The 25,052-nt window shown below is 36.9% G+C and carries 18 protein-coding genes and 1 tRNA gene; 9 read left to right on the top strand and 10 right to left on the bottom strand.

Annotated elements, in window-relative coordinates; all coding sequences use genetic code 11:
• Positions 1 to 31: 31 nt before the first annotated feature.
• The 7 genes from IWB64_RS06755 to IWB64_RS06725 all read left to right on the top strand — a co-directional run bounded on the left by IWB64_RS06755 (position 32) and on the right by IWB64_RS06725 (position 6,882).
• Positions 32 to 832 (top strand): universal stress protein, encoded by an 801-nt coding sequence (locus IWB64_RS06755; protein WP_194533279.1) that lies wholly within the window; start codon positions 32 to 34, stop codon positions 830 to 832.
• A gap of 74 nt (positions 833 to 906) precedes the next feature.
• A tRNA-Ala gene (locus IWB64_RS06750) sits at positions 907 to 983 on the top strand.
• A 148-nt stretch (positions 984 to 1,131) separates the two neighbouring features.
• Positions 1,132 to 1,458: a hypothetical protein gene (locus IWB64_RS06745; RefSeq protein ID WP_194533278.1), complete on the top strand. Its 327-nt coding sequence runs from the start codon at positions 1,132 to 1,134 to the stop codon at positions 1,456 to 1,458.
• 172 nt (positions 1,459 to 1,630) lie between these two features.
• Positions 1,631 to 1,948: a hypothetical protein gene (locus IWB64_RS06740; protein WP_194533277.1), complete on the top strand. Its 318-nt coding sequence runs from the start codon at positions 1,631 to 1,633 to the stop codon at positions 1,946 to 1,948.
• A 258-nt stretch (positions 1,949 to 2,206) separates the two neighbouring features.
• Positions 2,207 to 4,588 carry a TonB-dependent receptor gene (locus tag IWB64_RS06735; protein ID WP_194533276.1) on the top strand — a complete coding sequence of 794 codons (2,382 nt, stop codon included), beginning with the start codon at positions 2,207 to 2,209 and terminating at the stop codon, positions 4,586 to 4,588.
• Positions 4,589 to 4,647: 59 nt separating this feature from the next.
• Entirely contained in the window at positions 4,648 to 5,538 is an 891-nt protein-coding gene (locus tag IWB64_RS06730; RefSeq protein ID WP_194533275.1) for a DUF4625 domain-containing protein, read from the top strand.
• A gap of 15 nt (positions 5,539 to 5,553) precedes the next feature.
• Complete coding sequence (locus IWB64_RS06725) at positions 5,554 to 6,882, top strand: DUF5074 domain-containing protein (RefSeq protein WP_194533274.1); 1,329 nt, start codon at positions 5,554 to 5,556, stop codon at positions 6,880 to 6,882.
• A 98-nt stretch (positions 6,883 to 6,980) separates the two neighbouring features.
• On the opposite strand, the gene IWB64_RS06720 is transcribed toward IWB64_RS06725, so the two are convergent.
• On the bottom strand, positions 6,981 to 8,066 hold the full coding sequence (locus IWB64_RS06720; protein ID WP_194533273.1) for a purine-nucleoside phosphorylase: 1,086 nt from the start codon (positions 8,064 to 8,066) through the stop codon (positions 6,981 to 6,983).
• Between the two features lie 290 nt (positions 8,067 to 8,356).
• Between IWB64_RS06720 and IWB64_RS06715 the strand changes: the two genes are divergently transcribed.
• Entirely contained in the window at positions 8,357 to 11,677 is a 3,321-nt protein-coding gene (locus IWB64_RS06715; protein ID WP_194533272.1) for a TonB-dependent receptor, read from the top strand.
• Between the two features lie 289 nt (positions 11,678 to 11,966).
• Complete coding sequence (locus tag IWB64_RS06710; protein ID WP_194533271.1) at positions 11,967 to 13,505, top strand: adenosine kinase; 1,539 nt, start codon at positions 11,967 to 11,969, stop codon at positions 13,503 to 13,505.
• A gap of 77 nt (positions 13,506 to 13,582) precedes the next feature.
• Here the strand turns inward: IWB64_RS06710 and IWB64_RS06705 are convergent, their stop codons facing one another.
• The 9 genes from IWB64_RS06705 to IWB64_RS06665 all read right to left on the bottom strand — a co-directional run bounded on the left by IWB64_RS06705 (position 13,583) and on the right by IWB64_RS06665 (position 25,040).
• The gene (locus IWB64_RS06705) at positions 13,583 to 14,500 is read right to left on the bottom strand and encodes a metallophosphoesterase family protein (RefSeq protein ID WP_194533270.1); all 918 of its coding nucleotides are present in this window, start codon (positions 14,498 to 14,500) and stop codon (positions 13,583 to 13,585) included.
• A 135-nt stretch (positions 14,501 to 14,635) separates the two neighbouring features.
• Positions 14,636 to 15,196: a type 1 periplasmic binding fold superfamily protein gene (locus IWB64_RS06700; protein ID WP_194533269.1), complete on the bottom strand. Its 561-nt coding sequence runs from the start codon at positions 15,194 to 15,196 to the stop codon at positions 14,636 to 14,638.
• Positions 15,197 to 15,214: 18 nt separating this feature from the next.
• Positions 15,215 to 17,614 carry a TonB-dependent receptor gene (locus IWB64_RS06695; RefSeq protein ID WP_194533268.1) on the bottom strand — a complete coding sequence of 800 codons (2,400 nt, stop codon included), beginning with the start codon at positions 17,612 to 17,614 and terminating at the stop codon, positions 15,215 to 15,217.
• Positions 17,615 to 17,652: 38 nt separating this feature from the next.
• Positions 17,653 to 17,985, bottom strand: coding sequence for a hypothetical protein (locus IWB64_RS06690; RefSeq protein ID WP_194533267.1), 333 nt, complete (start codon positions 17,983 to 17,985; stop codon positions 17,653 to 17,655).
• Between the two features lie 138 nt (positions 17,986 to 18,123).
• Positions 18,124 to 19,470: an exopolysaccharide biosynthesis polyprenyl glycosylphosphotransferase gene (locus IWB64_RS06685; protein ID WP_194533266.1), complete on the bottom strand. Its 1,347-nt coding sequence runs from the start codon at positions 19,468 to 19,470 to the stop codon at positions 18,124 to 18,126.
• A 527-nt stretch (positions 19,471 to 19,997) separates the two neighbouring features.
• Positions 19,998 to 21,263 (bottom strand): purine-cytosine permease family protein, encoded by a 1,266-nt coding sequence (locus IWB64_RS06680; RefSeq protein ID WP_194533265.1) that lies wholly within the window; start codon positions 21,261 to 21,263, stop codon positions 19,998 to 20,000.
• An 11-nt stretch (positions 21,264 to 21,274) separates the two neighbouring features.
• Positions 21,275 to 22,720: an aminoacyl-histidine dipeptidase gene (locus tag IWB64_RS06675; protein ID WP_194533264.1), complete on the bottom strand. Its 1,446-nt coding sequence runs from the start codon at positions 22,718 to 22,720 to the stop codon at positions 21,275 to 21,277.
• Positions 22,720 to 23,988, bottom strand: coding sequence for a cytosine permease (locus tag IWB64_RS06670; protein WP_194533263.1), 1,269 nt, complete (start codon positions 23,986 to 23,988; stop codon positions 22,720 to 22,722). Before IWB64_RS06670 ends, IWB64_RS06675 begins: the two co-directional genes overlap by 1 nt.
• Positions 23,988 to 25,040, bottom strand: a complete 1,053-nt coding sequence (locus tag IWB64_RS06665) for a M29 family metallopeptidase (RefSeq protein ID WP_194533262.1) — start codon at positions 25,038 to 25,040, stop codon at positions 23,988 to 23,990. Before IWB64_RS06665 ends, IWB64_RS06670 begins: the two co-directional genes overlap by 1 nt.
• Between the last annotated feature and the right edge of the window lie 12 nt (positions 25,041 to 25,052).

Raw genomic sequence — 25,052 nt, 5'->3', positions numbered from 1 at the left:
TTGTAAATTTAAACGATAAATCCAATAACATATGAAACATATACTAGTACCCATAGGTATTTCTCCCGATGCACACCAAACTTTACAATACGCTGTTGATTTTGCTGAGCAATTCGATTCTCGAGTTTATGTAATGGAGGTTTTTAATGTTTCTGTGGGAGCTGGTAAAAGTTTGGCCAATGTTACAAAAAAAGTAGCAGAAAGTGGAAAAGAACGATTAAAGGAAGTAATTGATAAAATTGATGCGAAAGGCGTTAATATCACTATTGCTACGTATAACGGTAGTATTGTAGATGGTTTAAAGGATATTGATAAAGAACTAGGCATAGATCTCATTATCATGGCTCCAAGAAGTAATGATGTTACGGAGGAATTTTATTTAGGCTATACCTCTGGAAAAATAATTAAACAGACAGATATACCAACTTTAATAGTTCCTAAAGGTCACGTAATGACGCCACCAAAGACTATTTTGACGGCTTTTAAATCTGGTATTCTTAAAAGAAACCGTATTCTATACCCGTTATTGGAAATCAAAAAGAAGTTTGGTTCTACGGTAAACTTGCTTTTAGTAAAGACACCTGGCTATTCCGATGATGATTTACGAATAAATACCGCATTGATGGACGCAAGCTCGCAAATAACCATGACAGAGGCGCCTACCACCTATCTTGGTGTTCTAGAACGTTTTGAATCACAACAACCAGATATGTTATGTGTTTTTAGACGTAAAAGAGGGTTTTTCAAAAAACTATGGGAAAAGAATACCATACAAAAATCTGAGTTTTCGGCCCGAGTTCCTGTACTTGTACTGAGCGTAAAAAAGGATTAAATAGGCAGCAGTAATTACTTGGCTCACAATTTTGATACTTAGTATAAAAGTATTTTCTTTACGCCAGCCTAAATGGGGGATTAGCTCAGCTGGCTAGAGCGCTTGCCTGGCAGGCAAGAGGTCACCGGTTCGACTCCGGTATTCTCCACCAAAAAAACCATCAATTTTTTATTGATGGTTTTTTTATATAAATTGATTCCTATCTTGTTAAATTATCCTGTTGGACAATCCTTTCATTTGTTTTTGTATCCAGACTTTCTATATTTGCTGCTAGCAGAAAATTCCCAAAAACAAAAGAAGTGAATCATAGTAAGCAAATAGTAAAATCAATTACAGCATTCTTGCTGTTTTGTGCATTACTGTTTCCTTCTACTGTTGAACTTTTTCACTTTTTTGAAGGTCATGAACATGAAGTTTGTAACGATAGTAGTGAGCATTACCACGAGGCTCCTACAGATTGTAATGTTTACCATATACAACTAACTTCATTCAATTACGACTTTTCTGTATTACCGGATATTATTCGTTTTGAATATGCTCAACGTGATGAGCAGCTTTTTTCTTCCGTAGTCATTGACTCTTATTCAAAGACTAATTTCCAATTAAGGGCACCCCCAATAGTTTAGTAAAATACTTCTTATTACTATGTGAACAAGCCGGTTTGTATCGTTTAAAAAACGACACTGACAATGCAATTTATTATTCATTTCGAATAATATTATTACAGATGCTTGCTTTAACTATAGTAGCATATTACTCTATTTATTTAAGAGACATTACATCCACTAAACTTTTATTTTGGGAACAAATTTGAAACGTAATATTTCCTATTTTCTCTTAACTGCCTTTATTTTATTACGGGTAGTTAACCTGCACATGGCTTCTCATGCTCTAACCGATTCGGAAATGGAGCATTGTGAGCTGTGTACGCTTATTTCTAGCTCCAACCAAGATACTCCCATCTACCAAGACGTTTTGGTATCAAAAATTGTCAAAACTGATTTTTCTATACTACACGAACAGAAATCAGAAAGTAAGTACCTTGCACCTTATCATAAAAACATACTCTGGGTATATTTCTACAACAAACCACCTCCTGTTATTTTCTTGGGATAAATACGTCTTTTCGCAAACTATTTTTATATAACCGCCTGCCTATATATGTGATTTTTAGGTAGAATTGGCTGTATAAAAACATCCTTGTAGACGCTTACTATCCCTCTTATTTTCGGACTCTTTCTACTCCTTTTTTGGTCTTTTATAACTACACCTATTCAACTGGACTCAATCATTTATTGGGAAAATTGATTATCAGTCAATTATAAAAAATCTCTAGGGCAATTTTATCAATCTCAAGTGATTCAACATCCATTCATGCACAAAACTAAAATTAGCTTTAAATGGCGATTCTTAATTTTTTTAGGCGCTCTAAGCTTTTTCTATATAGGGTCATCACAAGAAATTAATGGTCATGTTTTGAACGTCAAAGGTTTTCCTATCATAGGTGCCACGGTCAAGACATCACCTAGCTCAAAGTATACGACAACAGATTCGGAAGGATATTTTCAAATACACATTCAGCCTAACGATTCCATTCTATTTCTAAATATAAAGCACTTAGCTCATGCTCCAGTACAAATAACCTTAAGTGAATTGAAAACCTCATCTTCCATGACTATTACCATGCCAGATGCCGTTACAAATTTAGACGAGGTAACCGTGGTACAATCTAGAATATTACAACGGGCCATTAATCAATCACAGTCCATTGTCATCATTGACCAAGACTTTATCTCAAAAAATAATACGGGAACTTTTGCAGGTGCCCTAGCATCTATACCAGGAATAAACACTATGAATGTAGGGGTTGCTATTGCAAAACCCATCATAAGAGGAATGGGTTTCAATCGCATCTTGGTAAACAATCGTGGTATTAAGCAAGAGGGGCAACAATGGGGTGCAGATCACGGACTTGAAATAGACCCCTTCGATATTGAAAACGTAGAAATAATAAAAGGCCCAGCTTCCTTACTCTACGGGTCAGATGGTATGGGTGGGGTCATCAATATTACAGAAGGCACACGATTAGCTGAAAATGGCAATAATATTGAACTGAGTTCTTCCTATCAGACCAATAACGGTGCTATTTCAAATTCTCTTGAATGGAAAGGAAAGCATAACAACTGGTTCTATAGTGCCAGGTCTACCTATCAAGACTATGGCGATTATACCGTTCCTTCCGATGAGTTCACCTATGCCGGTTTTAACCTACCCATTTATGACAACAGGCTTAAAAATACCGCAGGCAAGGAACTTCATTTTAGTGGTGCTATTGGTTATGATTCTGAAAATTTCGAATCCAGTTTACATCTATCCAGCTTCAACCAAAAAGCGGGAATTTTTACTGGGGCAATAGGACTACCAAGAGCTTACAACCTTCAGCATAATGGTGAGTACAGAGATATAGATGTTCCTCGCCAAGAAAATAGTCATCATGCCATTACAAGCAATACCACTCTAAATTTTGGACCTCATAGTTTAGAATTGGACTTAGGATATCAGAGAAATAATAGAGAGGAATTATCGTTTCCCGGGGCTCACGGAATATCGCCAGAACAGGTAGACTCCAATCTTGCACTAGGTCTTTATTTAGACACCTACACCGCCAATTTACGATTTGGTCTAAACCCGAACCCCAATCATCAACTCATGTTTGGAACGCAATTGCAACATATGCGGAATAACAAAGATGGTTTTGAATACTTACTCCCCGTTTTTAAAAGTTTTCAGCTTGGCCTGTACCATTACCAATCTATAGATATTTCTAATAATTGGATGACAAATTTTGGTGTTCGTTACGATATAGGCTCTCATGATATTGAACGTCATTTACAACCAATATATGACCCAGGAACATTATTGCCAACAGGAGAATTCACAGAAAGAACGCCTGAATTCGAGCGCAGCTTTGACAACATAAGTGCATCGGCAGGCCTATCATATAAAGCCAATAGTCAAAACCATATAAAACTAAACCTGGGGAATAGTTTTAGGTTTCCTACGGCCATAGAATTATCTAGCAACGGAGTTCATCATGGTAATTTCAGACATGAATTGGGCGACCCTAATTTAGGTGTGGAAAGGGGCTATCAAGCAGATGTTACGTATTTGCACCAATCTAAATCCCTATTTCTAGAAGTAGCCGCTTTCTATGGATATTACACCGATTATATCTATCTGTCTCCGACCGGAAATTTTTCACCTCTAGCATCAGGAGGAACCTTGTGGGAGTACAGGCAAGACAATGCGATTTTTAACGGTTTTGAAATCACCGCAGGCTATGAATTCCCTTTCCAGCTACATGCCGATCTGGCCTTAGATTTTGTTCAAAACCTAAATCTGAACAGTAACCTAGGCCTGCCATTGACTCCCCAACCGGCAGTAGTGGGCAAACTGGAATATGATTTTGCCGAATTCAAACGTGTAAAAAACACTTCGTTTTATCTTTCCGGTCGCTACAATTTTCAACAGAACAGAACGGACAGAAACGAAAGGGAAACCCCAGACAGTTTCATTCTTGATATGGGAATTGCCTTTGATGTAATAATTGCCAATCAAAAAATTAAATGCATCCTAGGCGCCAATAACTTACTCAATACGGCCTATTTCAATCATATCAGCCGTTACCGGTTACTGAATTTACCAGAACAAGGGCGCAATTTCATATTTACTGTAAATGTCCCCATAAGCCTCTAAATCCACCTATAAATTATATAGAACAATAAATCCAATATGAATTCAAAAATGAAAAACAGATGAAAAAAATTACACTATTATCTCTCTTCTATCTATTTCTATTTTCCTCTTGTTTAAACGAGGATAAAGAAGATGAAATTGACTTAGAAGCTCCCTCTATATTACCCTACGCTAGCAACGCAAGTGTGCAACCGGAGTATTTTCTTAAGACGGACACCAATACCAATGAAATTCCCGTAGCTTTTTCCATTACGGATGCTACAGGTATTCAAGAAATAAAACTAGAATCGCATAGTGGTTTTGATGGTCATACCCATGGAAAAACAGCTTCTACGGTAAATTTAAAATTCAAGCTATTTAGCCATAGCGAAGTCATTGAAGCGGAACAAATAACAGACCCTACACTTTTTAACTATTCTACTAGTATTTTCTGGGATGACCGTAATCCGGACATAGATGAAGATGAGCTTATTTTGGGTGGACCCTATCACTTTTCAATTCAAGCGACCGATGTAGAAGGGAACGAGACGAAGTATTCCGACAACTCTACCTATCACACTACGCTATATCTTAATACAACCTACGCACCGCAGGTAGAACTAACAGATTTAGATATCGCCAACGAGAACATTGTGGGTAAAGTATATCGCAATACAGATCATAACGCTTCATCTGATATTTCTTTTCTATGGATTTATATAGAAGAACCAAGTACAGAAAATACGGGTCAAGAAGGTACCATTCTAAAGGAATGGGTCTGGGGTGAATCAAATTGGCCGCATCAGTACCGAGCAAATGAAGGCGACACCCTTCCTGACGCCCAGGAGATTGACCTACAAAGCCTATTCGCCAACAATTCTGACTTTTTCACAAAACTACAAGGCAATACGCTGGTAGTATGGGCGGAAGACACTAACGGAAATATATCAGTAAATCAATTTAATAACTAACTAAAAATGAAAAACATGAAACAATCAATTTTAAAAATTTCTGTCTTTGCAGTAGCATTCGGTTTATTTACCGCTTGTAGTAATGATGACAACATTATTGTTGACGACGAGTCGATTATTGAAGAACCTTCCGATACCGATTCGGAAGAACTGGAATTCCAGGATATGGAAAGTGACTGGGTACGATTATCACTGTTAACCGATGATTCTATAGACCTTATGCAAGCCGATTCGGGCGAAATTACCTATAGTGTTGATGCCGTATTTGTTGAAGGCGAAAGCTTTTACACCACTAATTCCGGGCGCTACTTAGCAGCTATTGATCGCGCAGGTGGGCAAGTACGCTTTTTTGATTCAGGTATCTCAAACCATGAAGACCATGGCCATGAATATGAAGCCCAATGGGCCAGCGCGGAATTCAGCAGCCTTTTACCAACTCATTATACGGGTTCAGAAGGAGATATTGTAATCTTTAATGATGGCGATGGGTCTATTGTATATGTTGACGAAGAGTCACTAGAAATCCCTTCATATCAACCCGAAGTTTACATGCTTGAAAATACTGTGGCACACCATGGCGCTGCTGTAAGATTGGATAACGGCATGTTCGTTGCAACCTTCAAAAACACTGATGAAGCCGGTGGTATTCCACAAATGGTGAAATTTATTGATGAAGAAGGTACTGTTATAGACGATAATGGTGGCATTGAAGTTGAAAGTATTCACGGAGTTGCTGTGAACGGTGACTATGGCGTTTTTGGTTCTACCGATGGAATAATACTAGTGGATACTGAGACCAATATGGATTTAATTGAAAACATAGAAGGTCTTAATGCTGATTCTGGCAACTGGTTGGCATCTATTAAAGGCCATGACGAATCCGATCATTTCTTTGCTAGAGCAGGTAATTTAGGTGTTTTTATGATTGACCCTGAGACAAAAGAATTAGCAAATATTTATTCAGGTGATGATGTATCCGGAGACTTGTTCAACTTTGATGGTCATTATTATATTCTATATACAAGTGATAATACAATTCATGTTTTTGATGCTGAAACAGGAACTGAACTTATAAGTCGTACGGTTGAAATAGCCAATATTCCAGAACTTGCCAATACAACAGAAGCTTCAAACGCAAACGCCTTAGATGAAGACCTTAGTCCGGTAATAGTGAGTTCCGATAAGTTTCTTTATGTATTAGCCCCTAATAGAGTTCAAATAAAAGTATTACAGATTGAAAACTTAGAGCATGTACATACCATTGAACTAGAAACACCTGTAAACAATATTAAGATTAATGGGTTCTCTATAGAAGGAGATCAAGACGCAGAGCACGACCATTAATTAAAATCAGAATAGTTTTGTTCATAAAAAAACCCACCAATAGTTATTGGTGGGTTTTTAATATTGGCTCTAACATAAAATTCATTATAAACTACCGCTTATTCGGCACTCGGTATATTCAATTTCATTTCGGTCCATTCCTTAACTATTTCATCAACGACAATATTCCCAACAGTATAGGCGGTTTCAAATGCAGGAATCCCTTGCTCAGGATATGGGGCGGTGGTACTCCACGAGGCGGATTGACCTTCTGGAGGCATTGTATAATTACTAACCGTTCTCAAGACCATGACCCTATTTGTTTTCACCAAACCTGCATGTTCTAGGCGCTGAAGTGCAGTTAAGGTGCCACTGTCTTCCATATTTGAGGTCATAAAATTTTTGTTTTTGTCACTATAAAGTTTCACCCAATCATTTGCCCACTGGTTTAAAAGCTTTCCGTGCCAATAGGTACTGGAAGATAATGTTTCGCCCATAGTCACAAAAGGGTCTTTTTGGGCATTAGGGTAGTTTTTGAAAAGTTTTTCAAAATCTTTAGTTTCTTTCCCTATGGTTAAAGGAGCATCTTTGGTCTTTTGGTAAGCCCATTTAGACAACCCTTCATTCAAATCAAATTTAATGGTATCGAGGGTCCATCCCGTGTAAATATCGGAAGGAGATTGAGCGGGTTTCTTAGCACCTAATGGTAAATAACCATATGGCCAATCCTCAGGTATTTCCCTTGCATCAATTTCATAAGCCAAATCACCATCAACTACAACAGTTGCCCAGGCAGCAGATCCTAGTGAAATATCATTGGGGTCTCCACCGGCTATACCCGCTATCAACCAATATGCGGATGATAGGTCAAAACGTTCATCAAGACCCAATGCCGTAATAGATGCGGTAGCATTAGATATACCTCCCCCAGTACAAGTTAGCAGAACATTATCTTCGGTTAGGAACAATGGAAATTCACCCATCTGAAATTCATAGGTCTTTTTAATTTCTTCTCTTTCTACCCATCTTTGTAGTTCTCCTGCAGTATCTCCCGTAGCCTCACCCTTTTCAAACATAGTGACCACGACCACCTTCACTTCAATTGGTAATGGAACAACATTAGATTGGGATGTGGAGAGTTTAGGCAACAAGAACAACAGCAGCACATTAGTTCCAAAAGTCAATTTTGAGAAAAATAATTTCATAGTATTTAAAATAATGGTAGTTAAAAAACACTTCAATACCTAGGTAAATCGTCATAATATAGAAATAAATCACAACACTTTTAATTTCAAAAAAACTTTGCTGGGAAAATAGTTTTTGCATTTATCGCAAAAAAATGCAGATAACAAAAATAAGAGAGGGCTAATTTTTTATACTGATTTTTTAAGGCGGGCTAATTTTAAAATACAGTAATTCTTACGTTAAATTTTTAAAAATAATAAAAACAATATATTTTTAGTTTCCTGAGAACCAACCGTTAAAAATGAAAATCATGTTAAAAAACCCCGTCGTAAAATCGATTGTTACGTCCCCGTCCTTCTTACTTAACTTTCTAAATCTCCGTCAAAATTTACCGCTACTTTTCTTTTTCTTATTATCTATTTCCTCGACTTTTTATGCGGTGGGCCAAGGTACTACGTCTGCAAGAATAACGGGATATGTTACTGATGAAGCAGGAGAAGTACTTCCTGGGGCCACCATTCAAGCAACCCATACCCCTACAGGTTTTAAATATGCTACCGTATCAAACATTGAAGGTCTTTTTACCTTAAACAATGTCAATGTTGGTGGACCATATACTATAGTGGTCTCCTATACTGGTTTTACAAATATTACAATGAACGATGTGTTCTTAAATTTAGGTCAAACACTTTCCTTAGATTTTGTCCTAAAAGAAAATATAACAGAACTAGAAGGCGTAACCATAACCGCTGGTGGTTTGTTTGATGGAAACAAAACCGGGGCAGAAACTAAGGTTACCCTAGAAGATTTACAGACTATACCAACCTCGGACAGGGGATTTTCCGACTACTTGCGCCTAACTCCACAAGCAAATATTGGTAACGCCGGTGCTACCAATAGCGGAGGTATATCTTTTGCTGGTATTAACAATCGGTTCAACGCAATTTTTATAGATGGGGCCGTAAACAATGATGTTTTTGGGTTGGCCAACTCAGGAACGAACGGTGGGCAAGCCGGAATATCTCCTATTAGCCCCGATGCACTTGAGCAAATTCAAGTAGTTTTAGCACCTTATGATGTAACCCTTGGTGGTTTTGCTGGTGGAGGTATTAATGCGGTAACTAGGAGCGGTACGAACACTTTTGAAGGTTCTGCTTACTTTTTTACAAGAAACGAAAACCTTTCTGGTAAAACACCAACGGATGATCCTGATGCAGAACGTACCAAATTAGCTCCCTTTTCATCAAAAACCTATGGTCTTAGACTGGGAGGGCCAATTGTTAAGGATAAATTGTTCTTTTTCTTCAATGCGGAAGTACAACGCGATGAAAACCCAAGGCCTTTTGTAGCCAATGATTACAATGGTAATTCAACTGACATCGTTGGCGACTTAGAAGCAATCAGAAATAAGTTGATCAATACTTACGATTATGACCCAGGAGGCTATTTAGACAACCCACAAACAATCAATGGTGAAAAAGTACTTATAAAACTTGATTGGAACATTAATGAAAAACATAAACTATCTGCGAGACATAGTTATGTAAACGCCGATACGGAAATACACCCAACACCAAATAGCAATACCGTGTATTACGGAAATGCAGGTTATGTATTTCCAACGACTACAAATTCTACTGCAATAGAGCTTAAGAGTAATATTAGCAATAAGATTTCCAATAACCTTATACTGGGCCGAACAAAAGTTGTTGATGACAGGGACATTCTTGGAGACCCTTTCCCCCAAGTTATAATTCCTGATGGTAATGCGCAGATTATTGTGGGAACTGATAATTTTTCTTATTCCAACATTGTAGACCAAGAAATTTACACCCTTACCAACAACTTGAACATCTATAAAGGTAAGCACACCATCACTATTGGAACCCACAACGAACTCTTTAGTATCAAAAATCTTTTTACCATATTCTCTACACCTCAATATGAGTATTTTTTTAATGGCATAGACCGGTTCTTGAACGATGAAGAACCTGATTTGTTTTTATTCGGTCACGAACAAAATTCGACAGGTGACATCCGTTTGGGCGACGAAGCCGAAAACTTGGGACCTACATTTAAAGCCCTCCAAATGGCGTTTTACGCACAGGATGAGTTTCAAGTCAATCAAAATTTGAAATTAACCCTGGGCGTAAGAGCGGATATACCTATTTTTTTAGACGATTCACCATTGGATAACGTAGATTTCAATACAAATACCGTCTCGCTTATTGAAGCCGAAGGCTATGATTTAAAGGGAGCGCAAGCCGGAAAAACGCCATCAACGAAAATCTTATGGAGCCCAAGATTCGGTTTTAACTGGGATCCTACCGGAGAAAAAGAAACACAAATTAGAGGAGGCCTAGGGATATTTACAAGTCGTGTTCCATGGGTTTGGCCTGGTGGAATATTCATTAGAAATGGTTTGAACAGTGCTTTTAACGTAGGTGTGTTTTCTGGTCAACCCATATATAGCGATCCTAATGATTGGGTAAATAATCTGGCCAGTACGGCCAGCCCTACTGGTGATGTAGATTTGTTTACTGAAGATTTTAAATACCCTCAAATCTTTAGATCTAGCCTAGCCGTAGATCAAAATTTGGGAGATGGCTTTAATGCTACATTGGAAGCTACATACACCAAAACAATTAACAACCTAGATGTAAAGAATGTTAATATCAAAGGCCCTATTGATTCTGATATAGCAGCTTTAAATGGAGATGATAGGGCTATTTTTGACCTGTCTGATTTAATTGATGACAGGTACACAGACATTATGCTTGTAGATAATACCAATAAGGGCTATTCCTTCAATTTGACCGCACAGCTTTCTAAATCATGGCAAAATGGTTTTGATGCAAGCGCCTCATATTCTTTTACCAGAGCCGATGCCTTGTTTGATGGTTCCGGTTTTATAAACGGCACCAACTGGGATAATATTCTAAGCGTAAATGGGAATAACAATCCTTCTGTTGGCCGTTCTATTTACGATGCCGCTTCACGAATTACCGGATTCTTCAGTTACAGAACAGAGTATGCTAAGAACTTCGCTACAGGTATATCATTATTCTATAGCGGGCAAAGTGGAATGCCCTATTCATATGTGTATTCCGCTCCTTTTTCGGACGTATCAAACAGCGCTGGATATGACGACATCTTGTATGTTCCAGCAAGTCAGGCCGATATTACTTTTGTAGATCAAACAAATGGTGATGGTCAAGTAATTGCCAGCGCAGCACAACAATGGGAGGCTTTTGACAGCTTTATTTCAGGAAATGATTATCTAAACGATAGAAGAGGAGATTATGTAGAACAGAACAAGGTAAGAACTCCTTTTGAGCATGTAATAGATTTAAAAATTACCCAAGACTTCTTTATAAAATCGGGGAATACAAAACACACCTTACAACTATCTTTTGATGTTTTTAACTTTACTAATATGATAAATAAAAACTGGGGTAGAAGGTATTTTGTTTCTGGAAACACATTCCCGCTATTAACAACGGTTATAGATGATGATGGTGCGCTTCAAGGCTTTCAGTTTAACGACCCGGGCGATACCTATGATATAGTTCAATCTGGAACTTATAGCGCAAGGTGGAATGCTCAATTCGGAATTCGCTACAGCTTTTAATAAAGTTGTATGAATAATAGACACAATTGGGCTTTTACCTATATGGTAAAAGATTTTCAATAAACACTGTTTCTATTTTCGAAACCGTTGGTGGATAACAAACAACCGTACCTATATACTTTATTGAATATAGGTACGGTTTTATTATTGGGAATATTGGTATCTTTAAAACCTTAACGGTTACGATTATTGAGGTTATCTACGAAGGTTTACAACATCCTGTTATTACTTAAATTTTTGTTTTAGCTGTACGATTACGTGCTTTTAAAATCTATTGCAAATGGGTATTATGATTCATATAATAAAGCATAAGTATACGTTTGTAGTACTCATCTTTATCCTTCTATTTGGAGCATGTAAAACTCCATCGCAAAATCTATTCAAGAACAATGCATATGATATTACAAGAGAAAAATTGATTGAAGCCGATAAGGCCCAAAGGTTCTCAGCAGATGTAGTCTTAAACCCTGAAGAGCTTAAACTTAACGAAAAACTTATTGCGTTAAGAAAAAGAATGAAACGGGAATACGATAGTCTTGGAGTCTTACCTCCTGCCCAGCCATTTGAAAAATATAAAGACCACGTTGAGCAAACAACTTTGTTCAAATTATTACAAAAGATGCCAAAAGGCGGTATACATCATTTGCACCCCGCCGCTGGTGTCGATTTTGAATGGTTGATCGATAAAACAATACAAGAACCCAAAAGCTATGTGTATTGGGGGAAATCTTCTGCAGAATACATTAAGGGGCAAATTGAATTTTTTGGTGAAAAGAAAGTTCCTTCAGGGTTTTACTCCATTTCAGAACTTGATAAAAACAACACTCACTTTAAAGAAGAACTTCTTCAATTATTGACCTTAACTAAAGAACCAACTGTTGATTCTCTAAACATTTGGATAGAATTTGAAAAGACATTTCAAAGAATTAATGGAGCCTATCAGTACAAGCCTTTGTATGAAGATTACATGAAAAATGTAATCGGTAATCTTATTAATGACAGTATCATGCATATGGAAACACGCCTTTTTCTAAGCAATAAATATGACATTGATACCAAGGGGCAGCGCATTACTTATCCCATAGACACCACCATACAAACATTAAAAAGAGTAGTTGAAAAAACCAAAATCGATTATCCTGGTTTTACTCATAAAGCCATCTACACTTCATTACGGTTCTATTCAAATAAAAAGATTGCCGAAGAACTTGTAACCGCGTTTCAAATTAGAAAAAAGTATCCCGAGTTTATTAAGGGGTTTGATTTGGTAGCTGAGGAAGACAATGGCCATACAACGCATTATTTTGAACAATCTTGGAAAATGATGGATTCATTAAAACAGGTGTATGGTATAGATATGCCCTTATACCTACACGATGGTGAAAGTAACTCTCAATCTGTAGACAATCTATTCGATGCAGTTTTATTAGGAAGCAAAAGAATTGGCCACGGATTTAATTTGATGAATTTCCCTAAACTCGTTGACCTCGTCATTGAAAATGATATTTGTATTGAAGTAAATCCGCTAAGCAATCAAATACTGGGTTATTCCAAAGATTTACGGCTCCACCCTGCATCGCTAATGCTTAGACACGGTGTTCAATGCTCTATAAGCTCAGATGATCCCGCCATCTTCAATTATACTGGACTTAGTTATGATTATTGGTATAGTATTATGGCGTGGGAATTGGATTTAAAAGACATTAAAAAACTTGTTTTGAACTCAATTACCTATAGTTCTTTGAATTCTAATGAAAAAAGAGAAGCTATGGACCAACTTGAAAAAAGTTGGATGCATTTTGTAAATTACGCCAATGAGTTTCTGTAAACTATAATGGTCCAAAGAGTACCCACAAAATAATATCCAAGAAAATTATACCGTAGCACTTAAATAAAGGCAAGTACTTAATACGTTACCCATTCATGCTTAGATGTTCCGTCCGGAAATAAATCTACTATGGTAAAAGCCGGTTCAAATTCTTGAAATGCTCCTTTCCACCAATTACCTGAAATAGCACCGTTACACAAATACTTTACGTTCAAATATTCAATTTCTTCCTGCATGTGTAGATGACCTGATAAGCAAAGTTTTACATTATCATGTTTGTTGATAAGGTTCTTAATTCTCAAAGGTTCAGAGTTCATAAGTATGCCTTGTGGCAACGTAATTAACTTTCCATCATCTCCAACAAGAAATATTTGATGACAAAAGGATAGCAATGGAATATGTGATAGTATGCAAACAAACTTCCCTTTTGATTCGCTCAAATCCTTCTCCAACCACTCCCATTGTTCTTCATCCAATTTGGCCTGATAAGCCAAATCTTTATACTGTACGGTATCAAGCACTATAAAATGCCAATCGTCATAAGAAAAACTATAATAACGTTTTGCGATACCCAACTCATCCATCGCCCATTGTTTTCCGGTCATTATAGTACTGGCCGTAGGATTTTTCAAAAAACCCCAACCAAAAATATCATGGTTTCCAATACAGGCGTGCATAGGCAAACTGTTCTCTTCTTTCAAAACTGTATGCCAAGATTTCCATTGCTTTTTTGTATCACTTTTTGTTGCCTCCATAGCATCAAAAATAGCATCACCTCCATTTAAAATAAAGTCAGGTTTTCTATCAAGTGCATTTATCTTTCGAAGGGCTCTTCTAAGTTCATTCTCCACATTTTTTTCGCCGTTAACATGGCAATCCGTTAGATGAATTAACCTAATTGACGCTTTTATTTCATCTACCGACTGAATTAATGGGGCGGCACATGTTGCAGCCGCTGCAACTGTGGATTTTGAGAGGAAATGTCTACGTTTCATATATGTATTGATATGATTCGAATATATAAAATTATAGGCTTTTAAGTATTACCATATGTATCAAAAATAAAGCCTCGACAATCAAAACATTTAGATTGCCGAGGCATAATTATAAAGGGGGATGTATTGTTATGTCTATTCTATTTCTACACTGAACATAGCTTCAACATCAGTTTCTCCACCTGCATCTGCCAAAGTTCCATCATTTGGTTTAGTTGGCTCGTGGCGTAAAGTAAATGTAAGTGTACCAGAACTAGCTTCACCTGTAGTAAGAGTAAATTCTGTTCCTAATGGGTTACCATCACCGTCAAAATTTGCATATTCCGTAGTTAAATCCAAACCACTTTCAACTGTATAGAAAAACTGGTGCTCATCGCTTTCCTCTTCAACTTCTTCGGTAATATCCTCTGCAGGACTTTCCGTTTCGTTCAAAAGAACTATGCTTCCGTCATAGACCATATTAGCCACTAAGCTACCTGACACTGTATAAACAGGCTCACCTGATCCATCACCATCAAGATCCTGTAATTGCAATGTAACGTCAGTTCCATCATCTTCCGGAGAAAGTGTAACGGTAACCGTCGTAATGATTTCTTCTTCATTTACAATTTCTGGCGTACTGTCATCATCATCTGAACAAGCAACAAATAAAGATCCTGCTAATACTAACGCACTAAATAATTTAATCTTTTTCATTTTTTTGGAGTTTACTAATTAATAATTGAATTTAAGGTTTAACAAATAGTTTCTACCCAACTCGTCTGCATAGTAGCGCAAACGATTCAGGTAATTTCGATATGAATTGTTAAGTAAGTTCGTGACTTTAAAACCTACTGTTAATTGCGATTTTTGGGTAATATTAAAATCAATACTAGAATTAAAATTTAAAAGGTGATATGCCCCTGGCGGCGTGCTTACATCTACTATTTCATAAGTTTCCGTTTCCGGTATATACACCTCAAAATTATTATCTGGATACTCGTTCTGTCGAAATACAAATTCGCTCTGCAACGCCAATCGTAAGTTATTGATCTTCGGGTTTTGATATGCCAAACTGTTTTTTGTATTGACAGGCGGCATACTTATTAAGGGTTCGTTTTGACTTTGATCATACCCCTTAACGAAAGAAAACTGGTGGTCTAAACGGAAGTTGTTGGTGAACGCATAAGAGGCATCCAAATCAAAACCTAACAACAGCGCATTGGTCTGGCGGTACTCCCAAACTTGAAAATTACCTCGTATGGTCTGCTCGATTGATGTGGGTTCAATAACCATAAAATCATTGATGCTATTGATAAACGGATTGACAGAAAAACTAAAAACCGGGTTTTTGCGCTCTAATGTTACAGCAACTTTATGAGCAACTTCTGACTTAAAACCAAGGTCTCCCATTTCTATTCGTGAAGCCGAATGGTGCAAACCTTCGCTAAATAATTCTGAAGGATTTGGTGCACGAGCGGCCAGCGAATAATTAAAAAAGATTTTGTATTCCTCACCAAAAGAATATGTTGCCCCTGCGGTAGCGGATGTGTTATAAAAATTTAATTGTGGATTCGTTAAAATCTGATTTCCCGTTTCCTCTATTACAATATCTGCATATAGTTGATCATAATTACGATTCTCCCAAGTTGATGTACGATAGAACTTAAATGCATCTATATACGTATAGTCAAAACGTGCTCCAAACTCAAGAAGAAAATTTTCATTCAAGTCGTAATCTGCAACGGCGTAAGCACCCAAATTATACATATCATAATCTGGTATTAACCTTCGAATACCCGTATTAGGATCGGCAAAATTAGTTTGGTATCGTGCCATTAGCCCGGTCTTCAAATTAATTTTATCAGAGAGGTCGCTATCTAAATCAAGTAAAACCGTATGCGTGTCCAGTTCTAAATCTATAGAAGCTTTATCTGCATCGTCACCTACACGAATGTCATATTCCAAGCGATTGTTCCGCTGAAAATCATATTGCAAACTTAGTTTTCCAAGACCATCAAAACGATAAAACATTTTAAGACGAGCCAAATGATGCGTAACATCTTGCCTAGGTTCCCCAACATCATAGGTAAAATCCTCAATTACAGACGGAACATCACTATTTATTGCCGCTAACTGGTCCGAAGCTCCACCAACATGAGATGCTCGGAGTATTCCTATTTCATTTTTAAAGAATGAATAATATCCCTCCAATCCATATTTAAAACGGTTCACACCAAAATGTAATGAAGCACTCCGCTCAAAAACGCCCGTATTGCTCAAAACATAATCTGGTGTTTCAAAATCACCATAGCGTTTTACTGTTCCTTGTGCCGTAGCATACCATCCATTTTGAAAGCTTTTGGTTAATTGTGATGTAACCGATGAACCTCTCCCGTTGGAAGCCAAGTTCATGAGTGTTTTACCGTACAAACTATCCTTTACCGGGACTTTTAATGCATCTGCAACTATGACCCCACCTATGGCATCACCACTATATTGTAAAGCTCCCGCTCCTTTTATCAAAGTTAGATTTGCTATGGAATTCACATCAATATTCGGTGCATGTTCCGCCCCCCATTCTTGATCTTCCATCCGGACCCCATTATTGATAATTACTACACGACTACTGTGCAGGCCGTTAACCATAGGTTTAACAACAGTACTACCTGTGTTTAGTGAGGAAACCCCACTTAAGCTGTTAAGTGCATCCCCTAAGGAACCGTTACTAAAATCTTCTAACTCGCTGGTGGATATCTTAGTCTTAGCTATGGTTTTTGCCTCATTTTGGTAGGCTTTCCCTTTAATGGTCACTTCATTAAGTTCTTCTAAATGATGCTCTAAGCGAAAGGTTTTTGAAGTATTTCCAGACACCTTTACCGTATAACCTTGTGTGGTACAATAAGGATGCGAAACTTGAATGGAATACGTGCCATCACAAAGCCCTGTTATTATAAATTTTCCATCTACATCAGTCTGAACGGCTTGTTCGGTTCCCGCAACAATAAGTAAGGCCCCAGATAATAGAGAACTATCGTGTAAATCTATTACTGTTCCTGAAAGAGTATTGTCACAATCTTGGGAAATAGGAGATATGCTGCCAAATAGCAGCATAGATATAGCGTATAAGAGCATATAAATTCTTAAATTAAATAAAACGGAATCCGTGTATTTTAACTAAGAAAATATGGGGGCGCCCTTAATTGGGTATTGGTTATTTTAAAGGAATGGAATAGTAATGAAGAAAACTGATTTTCTACTTTTTTAGGAATAGAAGAAACTATAAAATCAAGATATTCCGGAACTTTATAGTCAAAAGAAGCTAGATGAAAATGGCAGATTTGACAATCAGGTATATCCTCATGAATATGGGTGGTCAACTCATGACAAACTTTATGTTCATGTTCATCAAAGACATGGGAAAACTGCACGAGCATAGGCAACATTAATGCTGACATGAGCAATAATGCGACAATATCCTGCCCTATTTGTTTCCTTGTTTTCATTGAAATTTCACTACTCTCTTACTATAAGAGCCGTTTTTTGTAAAGGGCAAAGATATAAAACTATTTTCACAGTGAAAATTAATGATAAACAACTAACACCAATAAACTTGTGGTATTATAAGCCTTTCTTATAATTATTTAATACGCTTTTTCCTCTCCTCTTACCGCATTGACCACAGTAGAGAAAATAATACTTAAATCAAGTCCCATAGACCAACTTTCCGTGTAAAATATATCCAACCGAATACGGTTTACGATATCTGCTTTTTTAATAATTTCTCCACGATACCCTTTTATCTGAGCCAAACCAGTAACACCTGGTTTTACAAAATGCCGTACCAAATACTTATCTATAGATGTTTCATACTTCTCCGTATGAGACTCCATATGCGGTCTTGGACCAACAACACTCATCTCCCCAAGAAAAACATTAATAAATTGTGGCAGTTCATCAATACTGGTTTTACGCAGTATTTTGCCAATACGAGTTACCCGCATATCATTTTTAGTTGCCATAGCCGTATTAGCTTCTTTATTTACCGTCATGGATCTAAATTTGTAACACCAAAAAGCCTTTCTGTTTACACCATTTCTTTTTTGCTTGAAGAACAATGGCCCTTTAGATTCAGATTTCATTAAAACGAATAATAATGGAGTAAGCCATGATAGAACCATAAGAATAACAAGCGATGAAAAAACGAAATCAAAAGCTCTTTTTATAACTGGTGCATAATCCAACTCGAGAGGAGATTTCCTCATCGCCAACACAGGTATAGTGTCATATAGTTGAATTGACATAGACCGAGAAAAAATTTCTTTGTTATCCGGAATAATCATTAATTTTTTCAGGTTATTGTCCGCAAAGGTTACTAAATACTCCAGTTCTTTTTTTGATAATTTTGAAGCAATACAATAAATGTAGTCAATATCATTTTCAAGAATGTATTTAAAAGAATCATTCATCTTACCCAAATAAGTAGGGCTTCCAGAAGGTTTGTCATCAAAAAATCCCTTATACCTATAACCCAGTTCTGGCTGATCAAAAACCTTTCTAATTTTTTTTAAATTCTTATCCCTTCCGACAACTACTACATTTCTGAAGTTGCCTCCGTACAATCTATATTTTGTCCGCATCCAATAGAAAAACGATCTATAAGCAGTCAAGAAAAAACAAATAATAAGAAATACCGAAGCTCGGTACTCAAAAGGATAAACCACATTACTTTTAAAACCGTACAAGGCAAAATAAGATAATCCAAAAAGACCTAATAATTTAAAGTAACGTGCAAGATTAGTTTCAAACCGCTCCCTTCGCTCTGTAGGGTAATAGTTAAAACTAAAAGTAATAAAGAGCCAGGCTAAATTATAATAGAGCACATTACCTCCTGCCAAATATGTTGCAGGAGTCATGAAATAAAGAACACTATTGATTATACAAAGATGTACAAGAACCGAGAAAGGAATAACTAATAAAGACTTTTTCATAAGCATAAATTTTTCAAGTTGAAAAAATAAATAGTTTGCACTATCACCTACAATAATTGTCGTCTATCTCGTGATAATATATTGGCCCCAACTAAAGCCCAATCATATCGTTTTGCACTTGAATAGACTTCGGCAAAAAATGAATACGTAATGAGTTCAAATAAGAACATGGGGGAAATCAATCTAGAAAATCCATATTAAGCCCTCACAGGGTTGATACTTTTTTCTTAACGTAACATAAGTAGGTGTGCTTATAAGATTTAAAATAAGTACATCTTTATCAGATATTGAAGTGATTTGAAGAGTTATTTATAACAGTTTAAATACATCAGTGCATATTCATCAATAAAATACATGAAAATGTAGGAATAGTTAAAATAAGAAGTCAGTAATCTAATATGAGACATAAAATAGCCCACAAAATCAGAGATTCTATAATTAACATTTCATTAAGAAATTAACGAAGGTGTTGCTACGTTGGGGATGAATACAATTAACCCTAGCTTTTCAAGTATTAACAGACGGTTTTATTGTTTTGCTTCTCTAATTTCTTTCCACTTTAAGAGGATATAAGTCAATCCACCCATCAGAAACGAATCAACAAAGTAGGCGTGCGTTAATTGAAAAACGTCTAAATAGGTAAACACGGTTATTCCCGAGCTAATAACCCAACTGATCAATGCCTTTGGCTCCCATTCCGCAATTTCGTTCAATACGTAGTGTTGTCTTTTTACCCAATAAAAATGGATGATATAAATAGCAGAAATGGAAGGCGCCAAAACACCCAGAAAACTAAGAAAATCGAACAGATAATTTGAAAAACCGAGCAGCGCAAAAAGAATACCAAAAACACTTGATAACAAGGTCGTTTTCTGAAAAGACCAACCTGTTTTTACCGTAGAGAAAGTGAGTGCCGTAGAATAGAGATTACATGCGTTGCCCACCCACGTAGAAACCAACAATAAAACAAATGCAGGCAATACAAGGTCAAATTCCTGCATTACCTTTATAATATCTACTTGTCCCGTTTGTATAGATGGAATGGCACTTAAAATTAATGCCACAGGAAAACCAATAGTAATGCCCAGCACGGCAATCATACTTTGCCTGTCATTGTATATAAACCTAGAAAAATCTGCCATTAATACAGGGAAAAGAATAGAGGAACCAACCAGTATTGACGTAGCTTCGAACAAAGTCATGGTAGGATTTTCCGGTACAAAATCTAACACCTCCTGAAAAGACATGCCTTGATCGAACGAAACATAAATAACATAAATTAAAAACAATGTAAGAACAGGTACAGCCATATTTGCCAATCGTTCCAAACTTCGTATACCGCGAAAAGTGGTTGCGGTGATTAACATCCCCATTACCAAGATTATAATCCACTGTGGCAATACTACAGAAAACGTAGCGAATGCAGTGTCTGCGACCGCTATAGCCAATAACTCCAAGGCTACGGAAAACCAGCCCAAAAGAGTGATACCAAAAATGGTGTTCATAATCTTGGCCCCTTGCCTACCAAAGCTAAAATGAAGTATCATATAGGTAGAAAGACGAGAACGATTACCAATTCTAGTGGTAGCCAGACACATTATCGTTAATACGGCTGTACTTATACCAAAAGCCCATAAAGCACCTTTAAGCCCAATACCCAACGCAACTTCAGACCCCAAATAAAGGATAGGGAGCGTTAACCCTGTGCCGGCAATGAGCAATGCAATAAGCCAACCAGAAGTAAAATCTTTAGATTGTACTTTAGTGTTTGTATATTGATTATTCTCGGCCATCGTTTATGGGGTTATTCCAATTCTTTAAGTAATTTGACCAAGAGTTTCCAGAATTTTTGAGTGGAACTTATCTGTAACCGTTCTTCAGGTGAATGAGCTCCTAAAATATTAGGACCAAAAGAAACCATCTGCATAGCAGGAAAAGTCCCTGATAAAATGCCACATTCCAGACCGGCATGTATTGATTTAACAATTGGCGTCTCACCATTCAACTTTTCATAACACTTCTTAGTAAGACTTAAAAGTTCACTATTGGGTCTAGGTTCCCAACCTGGGTAAGGGCCAACTTCTATGACCTCTGCAAATGAGAAACAATCTTTTATTTTTCCCGCCAATTCATCCCGTTCACTATCTACAGAACTACGGGTGTGACATGCCGCATGAAAACGACCTTCGCCAATATGGAGTATAGCAATGTTATTAGAAGTCTGCACCAAGTCCGCAATACCTTCGGTCATTGAATACACCCCGTTTGGGGTGAGCAAAATAGCTTTTACTAATTGATTCTGTGTTTGTACATCTAAAACCGCTGTGGTGGTTTCTGTTTTTGAAAATGCTAACTTTAGATCTGCATCCGTAGCATGATATTTTTTCTTAAGCTTCTCGGCGATAGCTATAAACGCTTGTGAAAACAAATCGCTTTTATCCTTTGCAACTGCCACTATTGCCCAGCCATTTCTAGGTATTACATTGGTTAATGTACCCACATTCACGCTATGTAATCTACAACCTGTTTTAGATATCAAATCATCTAAACACTCGGCTAATACAATTATAGCATTTGCTTGGTTCAAATGTATCTCTACACCAGAGTGGCCCCCTGTTAATCCACTGAGCTTAATTTTAAATAAGCTATACTTCTTTGCATTTAAAAGTTCTGTCTTATATGAACCATCTATCGTCACATCAACGCCACCGGCACATCCAATGGTAATCATATCATCTTCTTCAGAATCCAAATTCAATAGAATACTTCCCTTTAACTGGTCATTAGTCAATGCCATGGCACCGGTCATACCCATTTCTTCATCTATGGTAAACAAAGCCTCAATAGGAGGGTGCTCCAAATCATTAGAGGACAAAACCGCCATAATCGCCGCAACACCAATTCCGTTATCCGCTCCTAATGTGGTTTCTTTTGCCTTTACCCAATCTCCATCAACGAACATTTCTATGCCTTGGCTTGCAAAATCAAAATTTGAGGTCGCCTCCTTTTGATGTACCATATCTAAATGCCCCTGTAAAACAACGGTTCTAGCATCTAGCTTTCGCTTAGTGGCCGGTTTCTTGATAATAACGTTCCCAATTGCATCAACAGAAGTTTCTAAGCTTAACGACTTCCCAAAGGCAACCATAAACTCAATAATTTCTTGTTCTTTTGTAGAAGCTCGTGGTATAGTATTAATGGCTTCAAAATGATGCCAAATAGCATTTGGTTCTAATTTGGTTATTTGCATTATTTCCAGGTTTTTTTTAGGATAAGATATAAGATGAAGGCCACTAAAAAGGAATCAAAAAAAGAAATAGCTGTTAGTGTAATATGATTGTAAGAGCCCAAAAAAGCTACTACGCAGGCCACCAACCAACTAATAATTGCCGGTATACCAAATGCTGGTAATTTATTAAAATCTTTTAGATCATAATCTTGATTTCTAATGAAGAAAAAATCAGCTATAAAAATTGCAGAAATAGGAGGGATTAAAATACTTAATACGTTTAATAGGGATATAAAATGAGTAGCAATACCAATTACAGCTACTAAAGTTGCAACGCAACTACCAATAAGTCCTAAAACAGCATACTTCTGCTTCTTAAAAACAGTAGATAGGGTAAGTTGAGTGGAATATAGATTAGAGGTGTTTGTGGTCCATGTAGAAAAAATTAAAATAACAAATGCAGGTACCGTTAAACTTAGTCCGATCATTATCTTCATAATATCAATCTCACCGGTTGCCAAACTAGGAATTGCCCCTGCCAACAAAATCAAAGGAAAACCAAATGCTAATGCCAAAACAGATATTAAACTATCTTTATCAGTACGGGCAAAGCGAGTAAAATCAGGCATCAAAACCGGTGTTAAAATGGTCATACCTACAATAGCAGAAATGGCCTGTATAATGGTCATGTTTCCATTACCCTCAATAGCCAACAGACTCCCAATACTATTCTCATTTGTACATACGTAAAGTACATACACCAGAAAAACAATCATTAAAGGTACTGCAATTGCCGAAAAACGTTCTACAACCGTAAAGCCATAAATAGAAGTTAGTGTCATTAAAATACTTCCTGAAATAATACTGACATATAATGGTACATCAATATCCAAAAGGTGTTTAAAAGCATCGGTAAGTGCTTCCCCAAATATTTCAACCGTTACTGCATACCATCCTAAAAGGGTTATTCCTATTAAAAAATTTATAAGCAAGGTTCCTTTTTTTCCGAAGGAAAAATGCAAAAGCATATAGGTTGACAATCTTGTTCTATTGCCTATAATAGCCGTAATGCCACAAAGCACACTTAAGACAATGTTTACCCCTAGAAAAACCCAAAAGGCATTTGAGAGCCCGATGGATTGTGCTACTTCTGCCCCTAAAAAAAAAGTGGGTAAGGTTACACCTATACCCACAATTATAGAAGCTATATGAATACCATGGACAGTTTTATCTTGAGGTACTTTTGTTTTTGAATAATCATCAACACCTACTTCTGCTGCATTTGACATTACGAGTTGTTTAGTAATTTTTCTGCTAATGGCTTTAATTCAGGATGGCAAACGACACCGTCATCCACGATTTGAATAGCGTCTAAAAAGATACTTACTTTTCCGACAACACCATCAAAATGAGATTTAGCCGGCTGGCCAAGAGGTGGCATATCCATTGGACTCGTATGACCGAAACCAAAATCTACGCCCCCCCAAATACGTTCATCTTCCACAATTTCTCCACATAATTTTCTAATATTTGGACCAAAGCCAAACATATTATGAGAAATCTTATACATATTTGGATCATCGAAAGAAGCTAAATAGGTCTTGTATTTTTCAGCTTCAGACCCACCTTTTACATCAGCAACCCTTCCGTCTTTCATTATAAATTCTAAATGATTGTCTGTGTTATACACATCTGCATGCTGTATCATATCAAAAACAATATTGCCATTCATGCTATCTGTTTTTGGAACAACGTTGACATAACCCGGCGCAGTACCAAATATGGGTTTCGAATAATCCCCACTATCAATATCGAACGAATAATCAGAATCCGTTTCATAAGTAAGTTTTGTGCCATTGGCACTGGTTATGGTAATGACTTTTGTTTTCATAGTCATTACTTTAATTTTATTCAAAAACTCTTCTAAAATATCAATCTCAAAACCTACAAACGTGCGTATTAAAGAAGGAATAGAACTTTCGCCAATAATTAAATATCTCAATTTCTTGTTGTTCTCAAATGCTTTTTCCCAAATGGTTGAATATAGGAAGACTTTAGAATTTAATTCAATCCAAACATCAACATGACTCAAAGCAGCTGTTAGGACTTCTGATGGCCAATCTTTCATACCGGCTTCTCCGTCTTGTTCTGCTTTTGGGGTCCATAAAATTAATGATTTACCTCCTGCAGCTTTGGTCTCTGCCGCCAAAGCATCGGCTAAATCTCTATTTGAACCATTATCTCCCGTTATAGCAACGGTCTCACCGAGTTGCACTTTAAACATCTCCACTATCATTATTTGAGAGAGTTTTGCTGTTTCTGAATTATATGTGTTACTCATAGTTTTGTTTTG

Origin of the sequence: Zobellia nedashkovskayae (genome assembly GCF_015330125.1) — a bacterium.
Classification (GTDB): Bacteria; Bacteroidota; Bacteroidia; order Flavobacteriales; family Flavobacteriaceae; genus Zobellia; species Zobellia nedashkovskayae.
The sequence above is the reverse complement of the archived record's forward strand: the minus strand, read 5'-3'. Positions and strand labels throughout refer to the sequence as shown.

Excerpts from the sequence above, each read along its gene's own strand:
- IWB64_RS06755 (WP_194533279.1), top strand. The coding sequence starts at position 32 with ATGAAACATATACTAGTACCCATAGGTATTTCTCCCGATGCACACCAA.
- IWB64_RS06735 (WP_194533276.1), top strand. The coding sequence starts at position 2,207 with ATGCACAAAACTAAAATTAGCTTTAAATGGCGATTCTTAATTTTTTTA.
- IWB64_RS06730 (WP_194533275.1), top strand. The coding sequence starts at position 4,648 with ATGAAAAAAATTACACTATTATCTCTCTTCTATCTATTTCTATTTTCC.
- IWB64_RS06725 (WP_194533274.1), top strand. The coding sequence starts at position 5,554 with ATGAAACAATCAATTTTAAAAATTTCTGTCTTTGCAGTAGCATTCGGT.
- IWB64_RS06720 (WP_194533273.1), bottom strand. The coding sequence starts at position 8,066 with ATGAAATTATTTTTCTCAAAATTGACTTTTGGAACTAATGTGCTGCTG.
- IWB64_RS06715 (WP_194533272.1), top strand. The coding sequence starts at position 8,357 with ATGTTAAAAAACCCCGTCGTAAAATCGATTGTTACGTCCCCGTCCTTC.
- IWB64_RS06710 (WP_194533271.1), top strand. The coding sequence starts at position 11,967 with ATGATTCATATAATAAAGCATAAGTATACGTTTGTAGTACTCATCTTT.
- IWB64_RS06705 (WP_194533270.1), bottom strand. The coding sequence starts at position 14,500 with ATGAAACGTAGACATTTCCTCTCAAAATCCACAGTTGCAGCGGCTGCA.
- IWB64_RS06700 (WP_194533269.1), bottom strand. The coding sequence starts at position 15,196 with ATGAAAAAGATTAAATTATTTAGTGCGTTAGTATTAGCAGGATCTTTA.
- IWB64_RS06695 (WP_194533268.1), bottom strand. The coding sequence starts at position 17,614 with ATGCTCTTATACGCTATATCTATGCTGCTATTTGGCAGCATATCTCCT.
- IWB64_RS06690 (WP_194533267.1), bottom strand. The coding sequence starts at position 17,985 with ATGAAAACAAGGAAACAAATAGGGCAGGATATTGTCGCATTATTGCTC.
- IWB64_RS06685 (WP_194533266.1), bottom strand. The coding sequence starts at position 19,470 with ATGAAAAAGTCTTTATTAGTTATTCCTTTCTCGGTTCTTGTACATCTT.
- IWB64_RS06680 (WP_194533265.1), bottom strand. The coding sequence starts at position 21,263 with ATGGCCGAGAATAATCAATATACAAACACTAAAGTACAATCTAAAGAT.
- IWB64_RS06675 (WP_194533264.1), bottom strand. The coding sequence starts at position 22,720 with ATGCAAATAACCAAATTAGAACCAAATGCTATTTGGCATCATTTTGAA.
- IWB64_RS06670 (WP_194533263.1), bottom strand. The coding sequence starts at position 23,988 with ATGTCAAATGCAGCAGAAGTAGGTGTTGATGATTATTCAAAAACAAAA.
- IWB64_RS06665 (WP_194533262.1), bottom strand. The coding sequence starts at position 25,040 with ATGAGTAACACATATAATTCAGAAACAGCAAAACTCTCTCAAATAATG.